The sequence below is a fragment of the Citrobacter werkmanii genome (assembly GCF_008693645.1).
Taxonomy (GTDB): Bacteria; Pseudomonadota; Gammaproteobacteria; order Enterobacterales; family Enterobacteriaceae; genus Citrobacter; species Citrobacter werkmanii.
The window spans coordinates 2757737-2772545 of record NZ_CP044101.1 but is presented as its reverse complement, the minus strand read 5'-3'; the positions used below and the strand labels follow the sequence as shown (position 1 = coordinate 2772545).

The 14809-nt window shown below is 49.5% G+C and carries 17 protein-coding genes; 11 read left to right on the top strand and 6 right to left on the bottom strand.

Translation table 11 applies throughout. The features are described 5' to 3' along the window. Positions 1-5 precede the first annotated feature (5 nt). Both FOB24_RS14025 and FOB24_RS14020 read left to right on the top strand, forming a co-directional pair. Positions 6-236, top strand: a complete 231-nt coding sequence (locus FOB24_RS14025) for a glutaredoxin family protein (protein WP_087856150.1) — start codon at positions 6-8, stop codon at positions 234-236. Between the two features lie 66 nt (positions 237-302). Then, entirely contained in the window at positions 303-572 is a 270-nt protein-coding gene (locus tag FOB24_RS14020; protein ID WP_137347870.1) for a Rho-binding antiterminator, read from the top strand. Positions 573-598: 26 nt separating this feature from the next. Here FOB24_RS14020 and FOB24_RS14015 read toward each other — a convergent pair whose 3' ends face one another. Next, positions 599-1369, bottom strand: a complete 771-nt coding sequence (locus FOB24_RS14015) for a DeoR/GlpR family DNA-binding transcription regulator (RefSeq protein ID WP_121529105.1) — start codon at positions 1367-1369, stop codon at positions 599-601. Positions 1370-1486: 117 nt separating this feature from the next. Here FOB24_RS14015 and FOB24_RS14010 point away from each other — a divergent pair, with 117 nt between their 5' ends. From FOB24_RS14010 to FOB24_RS14000, 3 genes are all read left to right on the top strand, one after another. After that, complete coding sequence (locus tag FOB24_RS14010; protein ID WP_150345073.1) at positions 1487-1870, top strand: VOC family protein; 384 nt, start codon at positions 1487-1489, stop codon at positions 1868-1870. Positions 1871-2041: 171 nt separating this feature from the next. After that, positions 2042-2671: a carboxymuconolactone decarboxylase family protein gene (locus FOB24_RS14005; protein ID WP_150345072.1), complete on the top strand. Its 630-nt coding sequence runs from the start codon at positions 2042-2044 to the stop codon at positions 2669-2671. 29 nt (positions 2672-2700) lie between these two features. Beyond that, the gene (locus FOB24_RS14000; RefSeq protein ID WP_150345071.1) at positions 2701-3753 is read left to right on the top strand and encodes an NAD(P)-dependent alcohol dehydrogenase; all 1053 of its coding nucleotides are present in this window, start codon (positions 2701-2703) and stop codon (positions 3751-3753) included. Positions 3754-3791: 38 nt separating this feature from the next. Here the strand turns inward: FOB24_RS14000 and FOB24_RS13995 are convergent, their stop codons facing one another. Next, entirely contained in the window at positions 3792-4823 is a 1032-nt protein-coding gene (locus FOB24_RS13995) for a mechanosensitive ion channel family protein (protein ID WP_087856154.1), read from the bottom strand. A 244-nt stretch (positions 4824-5067) separates the two neighbouring features. Between FOB24_RS13995 and FOB24_RS13990 the strand changes: the two genes are divergently transcribed. Then, positions 5068-5328 carry a DUF2534 family protein gene (locus tag FOB24_RS13990; RefSeq protein WP_038640840.1) on the top strand — a complete coding sequence of 87 codons (261 nt, stop codon included), beginning with the start codon at positions 5068-5070 and terminating at the stop codon, positions 5326-5328. 47 nt (positions 5329-5375) lie between these two features. On the opposite strand, the gene uspE is transcribed toward FOB24_RS13990, so the two are convergent. From uspE to ogt, 3 genes are all read right to left on the bottom strand, one after another. Beyond that, complete coding sequence (uspE, locus tag FOB24_RS13985; protein WP_038640838.1) at positions 5376-6326, bottom strand: universal stress protein UspE; 951 nt, start codon at positions 6324-6326, stop codon at positions 5376-5378. Between the two features lie 151 nt (positions 6327-6477). Further along, complete coding sequence (fnr, locus tag FOB24_RS13980) at positions 6478-7230, bottom strand: fumarate/nitrate reduction transcriptional regulator Fnr (RefSeq protein WP_003020397.1); 753 nt, start codon at positions 7228-7230, stop codon at positions 6478-6480. 194 nt (positions 7231-7424) lie between these two features. Then, positions 7425-7940 (bottom strand): methylated-DNA--[protein]-cysteine S-methyltransferase, encoded by a 516-nt coding sequence (gene ogt / locus FOB24_RS13975; protein ID WP_137347874.1) that lies wholly within the window; start codon positions 7938-7940, stop codon positions 7425-7427. A gap of 213 nt (positions 7941-8153) precedes the next feature. Between ogt and smrA the strand changes: the two genes are divergently transcribed. Beyond that, positions 8154-8717, top strand: coding sequence for a DNA endonuclease SmrA (gene smrA, locus FOB24_RS13970; RefSeq protein WP_038640833.1), 564 nt, complete (start codon positions 8154-8156; stop codon positions 8715-8717). 12 nt (positions 8718-8729) lie between these two features. Here smrA and FOB24_RS13965 read toward each other — a convergent pair whose 3' ends face one another. Then, the gene (locus FOB24_RS13965; protein ID WP_069324964.1) at positions 8730-9962 is read right to left on the bottom strand and encodes a sensor domain-containing diguanylate cyclase; all 1233 of its coding nucleotides are present in this window, start codon (positions 9960-9962) and stop codon (positions 8730-8732) included. 713 nt (positions 9963-10675) lie between these two features. On the opposite strand from FOB24_RS13965, the gene FOB24_RS13960 reads away from it, so the two are divergent. From FOB24_RS13960 to dbpA, 4 genes are all read left to right on the top strand, one after another. Then, positions 10676-11785 (top strand): methyl-accepting chemotaxis protein, encoded by a 1110-nt coding sequence (locus FOB24_RS13960; protein WP_150345576.1) that lies wholly within the window; start codon positions 10676-10678, stop codon positions 11783-11785. Between the two features lie 156 nt (positions 11786-11941). Then, the gene (gene zntB / locus FOB24_RS13955) at positions 11942-12925 is read left to right on the top strand and encodes a zinc transporter ZntB (protein ID WP_038640826.1); all 984 of its coding nucleotides are present in this window, start codon (positions 11942-11944) and stop codon (positions 12923-12925) included. A gap of 292 nt (positions 12926-13217) precedes the next feature. Beyond that, a complete protein-coding gene (gene ynaL / locus FOB24_RS13950) occupies positions 13218-13382 on the top strand; it encodes a proline-rich small protein YnaL (protein WP_394851895.1) in 165 nt (54 codons plus the stop codon). 28 nt (positions 13383-13410) lie between these two features. Beyond that, the gene (dbpA, locus tag FOB24_RS13945; protein WP_150345070.1) at positions 13411-14784 is read left to right on the top strand and encodes an ATP-dependent RNA helicase DbpA; all 1374 of its coding nucleotides are present in this window, start codon (positions 13411-13413) and stop codon (positions 14782-14784) included. Positions 14785-14809: the final 25 nt, after the last annotated feature.

The following is a 14809-nucleotide window of genomic DNA, read 5'->3' as shown; positions in this document are numbered from 1 at the left end:
CCATCATGACGAAAGCCCGTTTTTATCATGCCGGTTGCCCGGTTTGCGTTTCCGCAGAACAGGCGCTGCTTCAGCATCTGTCCTCTGATGTTGCAATCGATGTTATTCATCTGGGAGAACAACCTGGCCGGGTTGCGGAAGCCGAACTGGCTGGCGTGAAGTCCGTTCCGGCGCTGGTGATCGACGGCAATGTGCTGCATATCAATTTTGGCGCCCCCATTGAAGCGCTGAAATAACCCGGTGCGTTCGGGAAGTGGCATCAGCAATTTCCCGAACATACGGAGCTGTAAGGAAGGGACGTTATGAATGCGACGGGAAAATACCATCCGATAGATTGCGATCTTCATGATTATCTGGAGGTCGCCTGCCTGTACCATTATTGGTTGCGTATTGAGCTAACCGATGGCACGTGTATGGATGCCAGAGCGTTGACCACCTGCACCACCAGAGATAAAGAAGAATTTCTGCTGGTGGAATGCCATAACAACCAACAAAAAATTCGTCTGGATCGTTTGTCTGCGATCGCTACGCTGACGGCCGGGGCGACGTTTAGCGTCGTGAGCTTTCGTTGAGTAACGTCGCAACAAATTCGCTGCTGCTATACGGTATAAATACGAATGTCATGCGCCTGGAAAGCCGTGGCATACTCTTTGCTGATATTTTCCTCCACGACAATCACGTCAATATTGCTGCTTTCGGTGACGACATAACGGGCGACGGCCGGGATCTTTTCCGCCGTCAGTGCGACGATAGTTTCATTGCACTGTTTGATTACCGCCTTTTTGAACTCGCAATCCGCATAATCAAATCCGGTTAAGCCGGATTCTGGCGACATCGCGCAGCCGCCAATAAATCCCTGATCGAATAAGATGTTCTGCACTTGTGCGGTAGCGGTGGACCCCACACATCCTCCCGAGGATCTCTGCACCGCGCCGCCCAACATGATGACCTCAAACAGCGGTTTTTCCAGCAAAACGGCGGCAATCTCTGGTGAGTTGGTCACTACGGTTAATGCCAGTTCGGCCGGCAGGGCTTCAGCCATCGCTAAATTTGTGCTGCCCGTGTCGATAAAAATGCAGCTTCCGGATTTGACCAACCGGGCACACCTCTGCGCGATACTGCTTTTTTTCGCCACATTAATGCTCTTGCGTACGGCAATGTCTTCGGATTCAGGAAGGGTAATGACCGCGCCGCCATAAACCTTTTTACACACGCCATCTTTACTCAGCTCATGCAGGTCGCGGCGGATCGTATGTTCAGAAACGCCTAACCGACTGGCGAGCTCGGAACAAATAACTCTGCCGTTTTCCTGCAAGATCTGATAGATAAGCGCCTGGCGCTGTTCCGGGAAAGCAGCATAATCGAGCATAAATACTCCAGTTAAATAAAAATATCGAGCAGCATCACGCATGATCGTGCATTATGATTAACGATGTCAACATTCTTGAGAACATACTGTTCGGAATACAACGAGAAGAGGTTCGCGATGAAGATTGCGCATATGGCTTTATGGACACAGGATCTCGAGCAGCAAGCGCGTTTCTGGGTCACGTTCTTTGACGGCAAGATTAACGAAAAATACTGCAGTCAAACCAACCCTGGATTTGAATCTTATTTTGTTCGTATTGGTGATGAGATTGCGATTGAAATCATGACCAAACCGGGCCTGACAAGATGGCAGCCAGACAATAACACCTGCGGATGGGTGCACCTTGCACTCTCTGTCGGCTGCGCGGCAAAAGTTGATGCCATCGCGAAACGCGCGCAGGAACAGGGGATTTTAACTTCTGCTCCACGAACTACCGGTGATGGCTATTACGAAGCGGTAATACGAGATCCTGATGGTAATTTCATTGAGATTGTCGCCTAAAGGTGTACAAATTTCCCTGCTGATAAATGGCATCGGTGGCTGATTATTGATGAGTATTGTTCATAGGTTCGTTCTTATTTAACCCTCTAATCATCGGTGCGTTGGGTCTCTATAATTTTACTGTTTCAGTACCAACCGGCAGTACGCTGGCGTTATTTTGGAGAATCAAACATGCAACATCATCTGGATGCCAGACAGCAGGCAATCATACCTATTGCCGCGTTCACCGCTACAGGTCAGAGTGAAAAACTGGATGCAGCATTAAATGCCGGGCTGGATGCGGGAGTCACCCTCAATGAAGCGAAGGAAATTCTGCAACAGCTCTATGCTTACTGCGGTTTCCCCCGCAGCCTGAACGGACTTGCTTGTTTAATGTCCGTGGTTAAAAACCGTAGAGAAAGAGGAATTACCGACCCAGAGGGAAATCCGGCCACGCCGCCGACGGAGGGCTGGGACAGTTTCCTGGCGGGGAGTTGCACCCAGACCCAGCTCGTCGGACATCCGGTCAGTGGGCCGCTGTTCGATTTTGCGCCTGCTATTGATGTCTGGCTAAAGGCACATTTATTTGGCGATATTTTTCAGCGTGATGTCCTCAACTGGAAGATGCGGGAGCTGGCGACGATTTCTGCGTTAGCGGTATTAGGCGGTGCGGACAGTCAACTGAAGAGCCATTTTGCTATCTGTCTGAATATCGGCATTACCACTGACCAACTCATTGAATTTATTGAAATACTTGAGCAGCATTGTGGTACTGAGATAGCCACTAATGCCCGCGCGGTGGTTGATGAATGTCGCGGTTAAGGTAATACCTAATCCCTGAGGAAATCTTAATGGTCATGAACGTGAAGGGTTATGCCGCTCTGGCGGTGAAAGAAGATCTGGTTCCACACAGCTTTGTTCGTCGCGATCCGCGCGAAGATGACGTGGTGATTGATATCTTATACAGCGGTGTATGTCACTCAGATATCCACAATGCCTATAATGACTGGGGCGGGGCTAAGTATCCGATGGTGCCGGGACACGAAATCATTGGCCGTGTGGTGCATGTCGGGAAGTCGGTGACCAAATTTGCCGTAGGCGATCTCGCCGGGGTTGGCTGCATGGTTGACTCATGCCAGCACTGTAGCGCCTGCGAACAGGGGCTAGAGCAATATTGCGAAGAGGGTAACACGCTCACGTATAACGATATCGATCGTCATGATGACCTGCCTACCTTCGGGGGCTATTCCGACAAGATTGTCGTTACCGAAAAGTTTGTTGTGAAGGTCCCGGAAGGGATAGATTTACGCGGCGCCGCGCCGCTGCTTTGTGCCGGGATCACCACATGGTCGCCGCTGCGTCACTGGCAGGTTGGAGAGGGCAGTAAAGTCGCGGTTGTTGGGTTGGGCGGCCTCGGGCATATGGCCATCAAACTCGCTAACGCATTGGGGGCTGAAGTTACGCTGTTCACGCGTTCGCCAGATAAAGAAGCAGATGCCAGACGTCTGGGTGCCAGTCACGTTGTGCTTTCCACTGACCCTGAGCAGATGAAGGCCGCCGGTAATCAGTTTGATCTGATTATTGATACTGTCCCGTATGTCCATGACCTGAATCCCTATATCCCAACGTTGGCGCTAAGCGGTACGCTGGTGCTGGTTGGCTATCTGGGCGCGTTGGATCCGTTCCTGAATACGGTTCCACTGATTCTCGGGCGGAAATCCGTCGCGGGTTCGGTTATCGGCGGGATTGCAGAAACGCAGGAAATGTTAGATTTTTGCGGCCAGCACGGTATTACAGCCGATGTCGAAGTGATTAATATTCAGGATATTAATAGCGCCTGGCAGCGGATGTTGAAAAGCGATGTGAAATACCGCTTTGTGATTGATATTGCCTCGCTGAAATAACGCTAAAAAAGACGCGGATTTCCGCGTCTTTACGTTTGTTAGTGTGTCGATGGCGATACTTCAGGATTATCCATATACAGCGTCTGGCTGGGGAAGGCGAAGTCGGCGCCGTTTGTCTGGACTATCGAAATAATTTTCAAATAAACGTCCTGTTGTACCGCAAGCCATTCCTGCCATACGGTAGTTTTCGTGAAGCAGTACACCATGATATTTAACGATGAATCAGCAAATTCATTGAAATAGACCAGTAGAGTTTGTTTCTGGTCTATCCCCGGATGATTTTGCAGCATTTGTCTGACCGCCTCGACAACAGCCCCAATTTTATCAGCATCTTCATATCGCAATCCGATCACCGTTTTGATTCTTCTGTTGGTCATACGCCCTGGATTTTCTACGCTGATTGAGGAGAAAATCGAGTTTGGGACGTACAAGGGGCGATGATCGAAGGTGTTTATTTTGGTCATTCGCCAGCCAATTTCTGTCACTGTGCCTTCAATATTACGGTCCGGGGAACGGATCCAGTCACCGATGCTAAACGGTCTGTCGAAATAGAGCATAATGCCGGAGAAAAAATTGCTCAGAATGTCTTTACCTGCCATACCTACAGCGATACCACCGATGCCGCCAAAGGTTAGCAGACCCGATAAGCTCATGCCGAAATGTTCGCCATACAGCAAAATGATGGCGACCACGATGGTAATCTTAATGATCCGCGACAGGATCCTCGCGCTGGTAATATCTCTGCCTTTATTAATCTGCGTCTTTTCAAACTGATTAATCACCAGAAAAAGTTTGATTGTCAGAATCAGCGCAATTAACGAGGTGCAGATAAAATCGACTACGCTGGGAGAGATAAATTTCAGGTCGTAACTCTCGATCACGTTATTGGCAATACTGCCGAAGGTTCCAATGATAATGGCATAGACGAAAAATTGTGCCGCATGAAATATGAACCCTTTGCAACGTCTTTCACCACGGTGAAACCAAACGCTCATCAGCACCAGTGCGGTAAAGCAACTGAGAATTACCGTCAAATTAAACGCATTATTCATAAACAGTTCAGCGATCATGATCCTTCCTGGCAGCTCCGTGGTTGCTAAATATCATCTGACATCCCGCTCATCGGATATTTTACGCAGTTTTGGCGCTCAGATCATTAATCAAAGGGCGAGAGAAATAATGCAATCAGCGCTATTTTCAGCGCAATCACGCAGGCGTCACTGATGAAGGGGCGTTATGTAGCAGACAGTAAGCTGATGTCATGGTATTGTTAGCGCAAAGTAACAAGATTTTCATCTGCAAAAGGACAGTACTATGATCATGGCTAAGCTGAAGACAGCGAAGGGACGAAAGTTTTTGTTGTGCCTGCTTGGAGTGTTTATTATCGCAGCGTCGGTAGTCACGCGAGCGACGATCGGCGGCGTTATTGAACAGTATGACATTCCGCTATCCGACTGGACCGCCTCAATGTATGCCATTCAATCTGCAATGATTTGTGTCTACAGCATGGTGTTTACCATTCTGCTGGCCATTCCGCTGGGCATCTATTTCCTTGGTGGCGACGAGAAACACTAAGTGTTTGTCATGCCGGATGAGCATCCATCCGGCATTGTATGGTGCGGTTAGTCGTCTTCGTCGTCATCCAGTTCAACTGGCGTCTGATACTGATCCGGCTTGATAACCAGCAGGTCACAGCGTAGATGATCGATAACCTGCTCAGCAGTATTACCGAGGAATGCAGCAGAGATACCGGTACGTCCGACGGTACCCAGGACCACGATGCCCGCCTGTAAGTGTTCGGCTAAATCAGGAATAACCTCTTCAGGCAATCCTTTTTCAACGTGCGTTACTTTCTCATCGATACTGAATTTCTGGCGTAATGCCTTCATTGCCAGCAGATGCTGTCCACGGATCGCATCGTTATATACGCTGGGATCAAATTCAGGGAGCTCAATCGCAATGTTTATGGGGGTAACAGGGTAGGCGCCAACCAGATGCACTTCGGTATGGTTAACCTGTTCCGCCAGTTGCAGCGTTTCTTTGACCAGTTTTTCATTGAGCGCGTTGTGATAGGCCTCTTCACTGGCGAGGTTCACCGCAACCAGGGCTTTACCGCCTTCAGGCCACGGCTGGTCTTTAACCATCCACACCGGGCTTGGACATTTACGCAATAAATGCCAGTCGGTCGGAGTGAAAATCACGGCTTCCAGACGGTCGTGTTGGTGCGCCATTTTCAGCACCAGGTCATGCCTGGCGCTAATGACTTCCTGGATGATGGCTTCAAAGGGACGGTTGTGCCAGACCACTTTGATCTCAATAGGGATCCCTGCTTCGATGTAGTATTTCGCTTGTTCACGAATCCACGCTGTTCGCTGGCTGATGACACCCTGACGCATTGCTGTACGCTCATCGGGCGACAGCAGGGTAGTCATCTCATAGGAAAAGTCATAGATCGGCAAAAAGGCTTTAATTTTGCCACCAATCCGTTGATGCAAATAAACAGCTCGCCGTAATGCGGGTTGATCGTCCTGGTTAGGGTCGATGACGACCAGCATATTTTTATACATAGCCATACAGGGTCTCCTTACAACTGTCATCGCAGTTTGTAATTAAAAGAGTAACCCAATAATGTGGATTGAAACAGGGGAGAACCTCCTGCCAGATCAATAAATCGGGAAAATTTAGTGATTTGACAGAAGGATAACAGAGATACTTGCAGAACGATTATGCAACGTTACGCGTGTGGCCAGCAAGAACTGCCAGCGCATCGCTATTCTCAATAGTGATGTATTTGCCTTTTACCGCCAGCATACCGCTTTTCTGGAAACGCCCCAGCAGGCGGCTAATAGTTTCAACCGTCAGACCGAGGTAGTTACCAATGTCGCCACGAGTCATGGTCAGACGGAATTCACGAGGTGAGAATCCACGCTGGGCGAAGCGGCGGGACAAATTGTAAATAAAGGCCGCCAGGCGCTCTTCAGCGTTTTTCTTCGACAACAGCAGGATCATGTCCTGGTCGCCTTTGATTTCGCCACTCATCAGACGCATCATCTGTTGACGCAGATTCGGCATTTTGCCGGACAGGTCATCCAGAGTTTCGAAAGGAATCTCACATACCATTGAGGTTTCCAGAGCCTGGGCAAAGCTCGGGTGATGACCGCTGCCAATCGCGTCAAAACCTACCAGGTCACCTGCCAGATGGAAACCGGTGATTTGCTCATCGCCTTGCTCGGTAATGGTATAGCTTTTAATCGTTCCGGAGCGGATAGCATAGAGTGATTTAAGTTCATCACCTGCTTTAAAGAGCGTCTGCCCCTTTTGGATAGGCTTTTTGCGCTCGATGATGTTATCGAGCTGGTCAAGCTCATGCTCGTTAAGTGTGAACGGGATGCAAAGCTGGCTGATGCTGCAATCCTGGCAATGGATAGCACAACCGCCAGACTGAATGCGCCGTATAATTCGCTTTTCCGGGATCATAGGTCTGCTCAAGCCGTAATTGATATTTGTCAATTTTAACATCTTTTTGGTGAGCACGTAAGCCTGAGCTACTCCCAATAGAGAATAATTCAGGCATAACTGGGTTGAATGTTTGTATCTACCTGATTAACCGTACTTTATTTAAGGCTGTATTATGTGGAAGTGTGATGAATAAGGCATTAATTGCCTGGATTCTAGAGTAGTAAATAGCCTTCATGACGCAATAGCCACTCTTTTCGCTGCACACCGCCGGCATATCCAGTCATAGTACCGTTACGCCCAATGACGCGATGACAAGGCACTACAATACTTACCGGGTTTGACCCATTCGCCGCTCCGACGGCTCTGGCAGCGCCAGGGCGTCCCAGTTGTTCGGCCAGTTGACCATAATGCATGACTTGTCCACAGGGAATGGTACGTAACGCTTGCCAGACTTCACGCTGGAAGGGGGTACCCGCGGTGGCGGTTTCCAGCGTGTCAATAATACTAAGGTTTCCGGCAAAATATTCAGCCAGCTTATCACTCAATCCACCGGGGTTTTTGGCAGCGATACGCTGATAACCTTCAGTGCGGTAATGAATGTCCAGCAACTGCACCATACGATCGCTGTGTTGATCCCATTCGACCGCGCGCAGACGAAATTGCTCATCGCAAATGATCCACAGCGGGCCCAGCGGCGTGGCGATGGTGTCTTCCAGTAAGTTCAGCATCCGTTTCTCTCATTGCAACATTACAGGCAAGATGACACATTATCACGCCAGTTATCGTCGCAGCTATACCTCTAAAATGGATATCCGTTTGTTGGAAGTAGATCGCTTCCACTGCGTGAACCTGGTGAATTATTGGAAATAATCGTAAACCGTTGTCGGTATAATAGTGCACGGTTATGATAAGACCCGTCGCAATACGCTGGAGGATGAAACATGAACCTTGATGACGCATCGTTGTTTCTTGACGCGATGGGGGATGTTCAACCGCTGAAAAGCCGCACCGAGGTGCACTGGCAGCCCACGCGCAATCTCCGCGCTCCGGCTCGTATTGATACGCTGCAATTGGATAATTTTCTCTCAACGGGTTTTCTCGATATTGTCCCGTTGAGCGTACCATTGGAGTTTCGCCGCGAAGGTTTGCAGCACGGTGTGACTGACAAACTACGAACCGGTAAATATCCGCAGCAGGCGAGTCTCAATCTCGTCCGTCAGCCCGTTGAAACCTGTCGTCAGATGCTCTTCAGTTTTATTCTGCAGGCGCAGCAAGAAGGATTGCGTAACGTGTTGGTGATACACGGCAAGGGGCGCGACGATAATTCTCATGCCAACATTGTTCGCAGCTATGTAGCGCGTTGGCTGACGGAATTTGAAGATGTACAAGCCTACTGCGCCGCACTGCCGCATCACGGCGGCAGCGGAGCATGCTATGTGGCATTACGTAAAACCGCGCAGGCAAAACAGGAGAACTGGGAGCGTCACGCTAAGCGCAGTCGCTGACCGACATAAACATCAGGCGGCCAGCACCCGGTTCCGCCCTTCGTTTTTGGCTTTGTACAGCGCGTCGTCAACGCGTTTGAATAGCTCATCAATGCTTTCATTCGTTTCGTGCCGCGCAACGCCAATGCTGACGGTAAAGCGGGGAAGGCCAGGGAGCGTCACCTTGGCCACCGCCGCGCGTATTACTTCTGCGAGATTAAGGGCAACCTCCAGAGAGGTTCGCGGCAGAAGGAGTACAAACTCTTCCCCTCCCCAGCGAAAAATCAGGTCGTCCTTTCTCGCGCAGGACTCCAGCGTTCGCGCCAGAGCGCAAAGCACATCGTCACCTCTTAAATGACCGAAGAGATCGTTAATGCTTTTAAAGCGATCGGTGTCGATTAACAACAGGCTGTAGTCCTGCGTCAATGACATCGCGTGCGTCTGTTGTGGTTCGGTTACCTGATAAAAATGTCGGCGGTTCAGTAATCCGGTCAGGGCGTCACGCAGGGCCGCTTGTTCAAGTTCCTGCTCCAGTCTTTTTTGTTCGGTAATGTCATGAATGATGCACAGCATGAGCTTATTGCCATAGATTTCGATCGGTCCGGCATAAGTTTGTACGTGACGTAAGGAGCCATCTGCAAGCTTATGGACAAAATGCAAGGGCTTATGACCGCCGGGCAGGTGGGCGATTTCATGCATCACCGGTAGGATATGACGGCCCAACATGTTGATTTCCCATGTATGTTTCTGGCACATCACATCATGGCTGTAACCATAAAAATTCAGTGCGCTGAGATTCGCATCGACGATCAAACCATCGCGGGACGGATCGATAAGTAACATCGGCGCCGCATTGGTCTGGAAGAAGCGCGCGTAAAATCCCTGCTTGTTTCGCTGATAGTTCGCAGAACGACTGGCTTTCAATCCCTGCGCGGTCGGTGTTTCAATGCCTTCGAAAATAATGATGTCCCCCATATCCGGGAGCGACTTAATGGACAGGCGGCTGGCCATCGCGATTTCTTCACCGTTGCGATAAACCGTGAGAATTTCCACAATAGGGTGATGATTTTTCAAGTCACTGAGATACATGGTTAAATCATTTTGGGCATATGTCGAGAATATGCCTTTTCGCAGTGTAGCAAAACAGGAATCCTGCATTAGCTCCCGTGCAACGGTATTAGCGAACACAAGTTCTTCGGTATGTGGTGAAACAATCCACACCGGAAGAGTTAATAAGTCCAGTGAGTGCAGCGCGGTTATACTCATCGATAATCCCGTTATCTTATCTGCTGTGTTGCCCATTTAATGGCGAATGTTTTTATATTACCGTCTCATAATGTTATTGATTGTCGGTGAGACAAGGGGGTACAACTGGCTTTAGTCTGATGTTGTTATCAATTCATGCTACAGGCTATGCCAATAATAGTAGACACTATTTTGGTATTTTTACTGTTATCGCTAAAATCTTTGGCAAATAGACTTCCAATTTTTAATGTCAGTGCCGGACGTGATTTAATCATCAGTATATTTGAATGAATGGCGCTGGAATCATCAACAAAAATGGTGATCCCCATACACACTGTCGCGCCACCAGATACCCGCCAGAAGGTAGATCAACGTCGGCCAGAGATCGCCACCTTGCTGTACTCATGCTTTTACAATGTGTATTAGTTAGAACATGAAAATATTGATATTAATGCGGTAATGCTTATATAAGTATTCATGCTAATTATAGTTCTGTACATTTTGTATTCTCTGCGTGCTCACCATCACAATAATCTGATAACAAGCCTGGCAATCATTTTTGGTAGAGCAAATCACCAGATTAAGACAAATAATCAGCATCATTCTATGATTTAAGTGAAAGGGCTGCTGACTCTTATTGAATATTCGCCTTTCGTATCAGGGTAATGGCAATTTGCATGGCAGGTGCTATAAAAAATAATATTCACCTCATTTTCTTGGTAAACAGGGCTAAAATGTTAAATAATATTAGCGTCAGGACTTTTATTGTTTTATTTCTGGTAATAACAGCAGTGGCTCTTAATGTGGTGGAGATAATACTTGCAGCCGGTATTGATGTTATTATTGGCAGCAATTTGGTAAGTTTCATTTCTCTATTATGTCTGTGGTGGTATATGACCAAATATCTGGTGATGCCGATTAATACGGTTAAAAGAAGTATTGAAGAGGTTACGTCCGGAAATCTGGCGATCAGCATTCCAGAATTTGGTAATAACTGCGCGGGTAGACTTATACCAGGCATCAATAGCTTATCAAGTAATATTTCAACACTTGTGAATGAGATCAGGATATCCTCACAAACGGCGATGGCGCTCTCAGAACAGCTTGCAGAACGCAGCGCTGAGCTTTCAGTGAAAACAGAACAGCAATCCGGAGCATTAATGCAGACGGCTGCCAACATGGATGAGATCGCGGTGAATACGCGAAATAATGCTGATAACACGCAAATAGCCAGCGCTCAGGCGACAATTGCTACGCAGTGCGCCCGACAGGGAGGCGAATTAATGGTGCAGGTAGCGGCAAATATGCGTTCAATCACCGAATGTGCGGAGCAGATGACCGAAATTATTACGCTGATAGATGGTATCGCATTCCAGACAAATATTCTGGCATTGAATGCTGCGGTGGAAGCGGCGAGGGCCGGGGAGCATGGAAAAGGGTTTTCCGTTGTGGCTGGTGAAGTAAGGAAGCTGGCGCACCGCAGCGCAGATGCAGCTAAAAATATTAAACAGCTGATTGCCCAAACCCATCAAAATGTTCAGCAAGGCGCAGCTATCGTACGCGAAGCAGAAAAAAATATGCAGGATATCGTCGGGGGCGCCGGACAATTAAACCAGTTGATGGCCGAGATATTAACGACTACCCAGGAGCAGGAGAAAGGGATTATCAGGATCACTCATGCTCTGGCCGAACTGGAGAACGTAACCCAAAGTAATGCCGCCATGGTGGATGAGCTTTCTGATTCCTCGGGCATCCTGAAAAACCAGGTGATTGATCTCCAGTCCCGAACCCATCAATTTCGCTTAAGTAAAAATCTTGAGCCTGCAATACGCCAGCGAGCATAACAGGCTCTCTCTCACCACAAGCGTCGCATTCGTCGGCGCTTTTTCTGTTATCAGATACTTTTATGAATCATTTCAGCGCAATGGGACAATGAGATATTGCTTAACCCATTCTGACGGCTAGACTATCGAAAAAAGCTGAATGTTTGTGGAGGCGCTGTGGAAGCCATTAAGGGAACGGATGTTAATGTGCCGGATGCCGTGTTTGCCTGGCTGCTGGATGGCCGTGGTGGGGTGAAAACGCTGGAAAATAACGATGTTATCGACGCTCAGCATCCCTGCTGGCTGCATCTTAATTATACCCATTCTGAAAGTGCGCAATGGCTGGCGACCACGCCTCTGCTTCCTAATAATGTGCGTGATGCGTTGGCGGGTGAAAGTACGCGTCCACGCGTAAGCAGAGTCGGGGAAGGTACGTTGATCACGCTGCGTTGTATTAATGGCAGCACCGACGAGCGACCTGATCAGCTGGTCGCTATGCGCTTATATATGGATGAACGTCTGATTGTCTCAACGCGCCAGCGCAAAGTACTCGCACTGGATGATGTGGTCAGCGATCTCCAGGAAGGGACAGGGCCGGCTGACTGCGGTAGCTGGCTGGTGGATGTCTGCGATGCGTTAACCGATCATGCCAGCGAGTTTATCGAGCAACTGCACGACAAGATTATAGACCTGGAAGATAACCTGCTCGATCAGCAAATCCCCCCGCGCGGATTCCTGGCATTACTGCGCAAGCAACTGATTGTGATGCGCCGCTATATGGCGCCTCAGCGCGATGTCTATGCGCGCCTGGCGAGTGAGCGTTTAGCCTGGATGACCGACGATCATCGGCGACGGATGCAGGATATCGCCGACAGGTTGGGAAGAGGGCTGGATGAGATAGACGCCTGTATCGCCCGGACCGGTATCATGGCGGACGAAATTGCGCAGGTTATGCAGGAGTCTCTGGCGCGCCGAACCTATACAATGTCCTTGATGGCGATGGTTTTCCTACCCAGTACATTTTTAACCGGACTGTTTGGCGTGAACCTCGGTGGTATCCCCGGCGGCGGCTGGCAGTTTGGTTTCTCATTTTTCTGTATTCTGTTAGTGGTCCTGATTGGTGGTGTTACTTTATGGTTGCATCGTAGTAAATGGTTGTAACAACAACATTTTTTAGTGGCTTTTGCGCATGAAAACGGCCAGGTTTTTGAGCGAAGTCAATAAACCATCTACCTATTCGGGGCAATATCTCACTCGCAGGTGAATGCAACGTCAAGCGATGGGCGTTGCGCTCCATATTGTCTTACTTCCTTTTTTGAATTACTGCATAGCACAATTGATTCGTACGACGCCGACTTAGATTAGTCGGCTTTTTTTTGCCTGCAGGAAATCAGCGTCTACCCTAAAAGAGTCAACCTGATGACTGGAGGGCTATATGACCTGTCTGATTGCAATGCTACAGTGGCAAGTATCAAACGCTGATTCGCTACCCACCGACCCGGTTCCTGTTCCCGATCCGCTACCTCGTCCGCAGCCGATGCCGGATCCGCCACCGGATGAGGAGCCGATTAAATTGTCGCATCGCGGGCGCAGATCTGCGAGGATACGCGCCTGCTGAATGTGAGTTTTTACCGCGAGATTAAATTGTGACCGCTTTTTCAACCCTGAATGTTTTACCTGCCGCCCAACTCGAGAACCTCAACGAGCTGGGTTACCTTGAAATGACGCCTGTTCAGGCTGCTGCGTTACCGGCAATCCTGGCGGGGAGGGATGTTCGCGTGCAGGCTAAAACCGGCAGTGGCAAAACGGCTGCTTTTGGTCTGGGGTTGTTGCAGCATATTGATGCCGCGCTGTTTCAGACGCAGTCTCTCGTGTTGTGCCCAACGCGTGAACTTGCCGACCAGGTGGCAGGGGAACTGCGTCGTTTAGCGCGCTTTCTGCCAAATACTAAGATCTTAACCCTGTGCGGCGGCCAGCCCTTTGGCGCACAGCGTGACTCCCTACAACATGCGCCACATATTATTGTCGCCACGCCGGGGCGTTTACTTGACCACCTGCAAAAAGGCACCGTTTCTCTGGATGCCCTGAATACGCTGGTGATGGATGAAGCCGACCGTATGCTGGATATGGGTTTTAGCGACGCGATTGATGAGGTGACCCGCTTTGCGCCTGCATCACGTCAGACCTTGCTTTTTTCTGCGACCTGGCCGGAGGCGATTGCCGCCATCAGCGGCCGGGTACAGAAAGATCCGCTAACGATCGAAATTGATACGGTTGATGCGCTGCCAGCTATTGAACAGCAGTTTTTTGAAACGTCCAGCCACGGCAAAATTCCGTTGCTGCAAAAATTGCTCAGCCAGCACCAGCCTGCATCCTGTGTGGTTTTTTGTAATACCAAAAAAGATTGTCAGGCCGTATGCGATGCACTGAATGCGGCGGGGCAAAGCGCACTCTCATTGCATGGCGATCTTGAACAGCGCGATCGCGATCAGACGCTGGTACGTTTTGCCAACGGTAGCGCACGTGTACTGGTCGCTACCGATGTGGCCGCGCGTGGCCTGGATATCAAGTCGCTGGAACTGGTGGTTAATTTCGAGCTGGCGTGGGATCCGGAAGTTCATGTCCATCGTATTGGCCGTACCGCTCGCGCTGGCAACAGCGGTCTGGCGATTAGCTTCTGCGCCCCGGAAGAAGCGCAACGTGCCAATATCCTGGCTGAAATGCTGCAGCTAAAACTGAACTGGTTGCCTGCGCCGGGCAATGGTTCAATTCTGCCGCTGGAAGCTGAGATGGCCACGTTATGCATAGATGGCGGTAAAAAGGCTAAAATGCGTCCCGGCGATGTTCTGGGCGCTCTGACCGGTGATATTGGTCTGGCTGGCGCTGATATCGGCAAAATCGCCGTCCATCCGGCGCATGTTTACGTCGCTGTTCGCCAGACTGTGGCGCATAAGGCATGGAAACAATTGCAAAACGGTAAGATTAAAGGCAAGACCTGCCGCGTTCGTTTATTGAAATAAATGCGCGTCGGAGCGCCTGATGGCG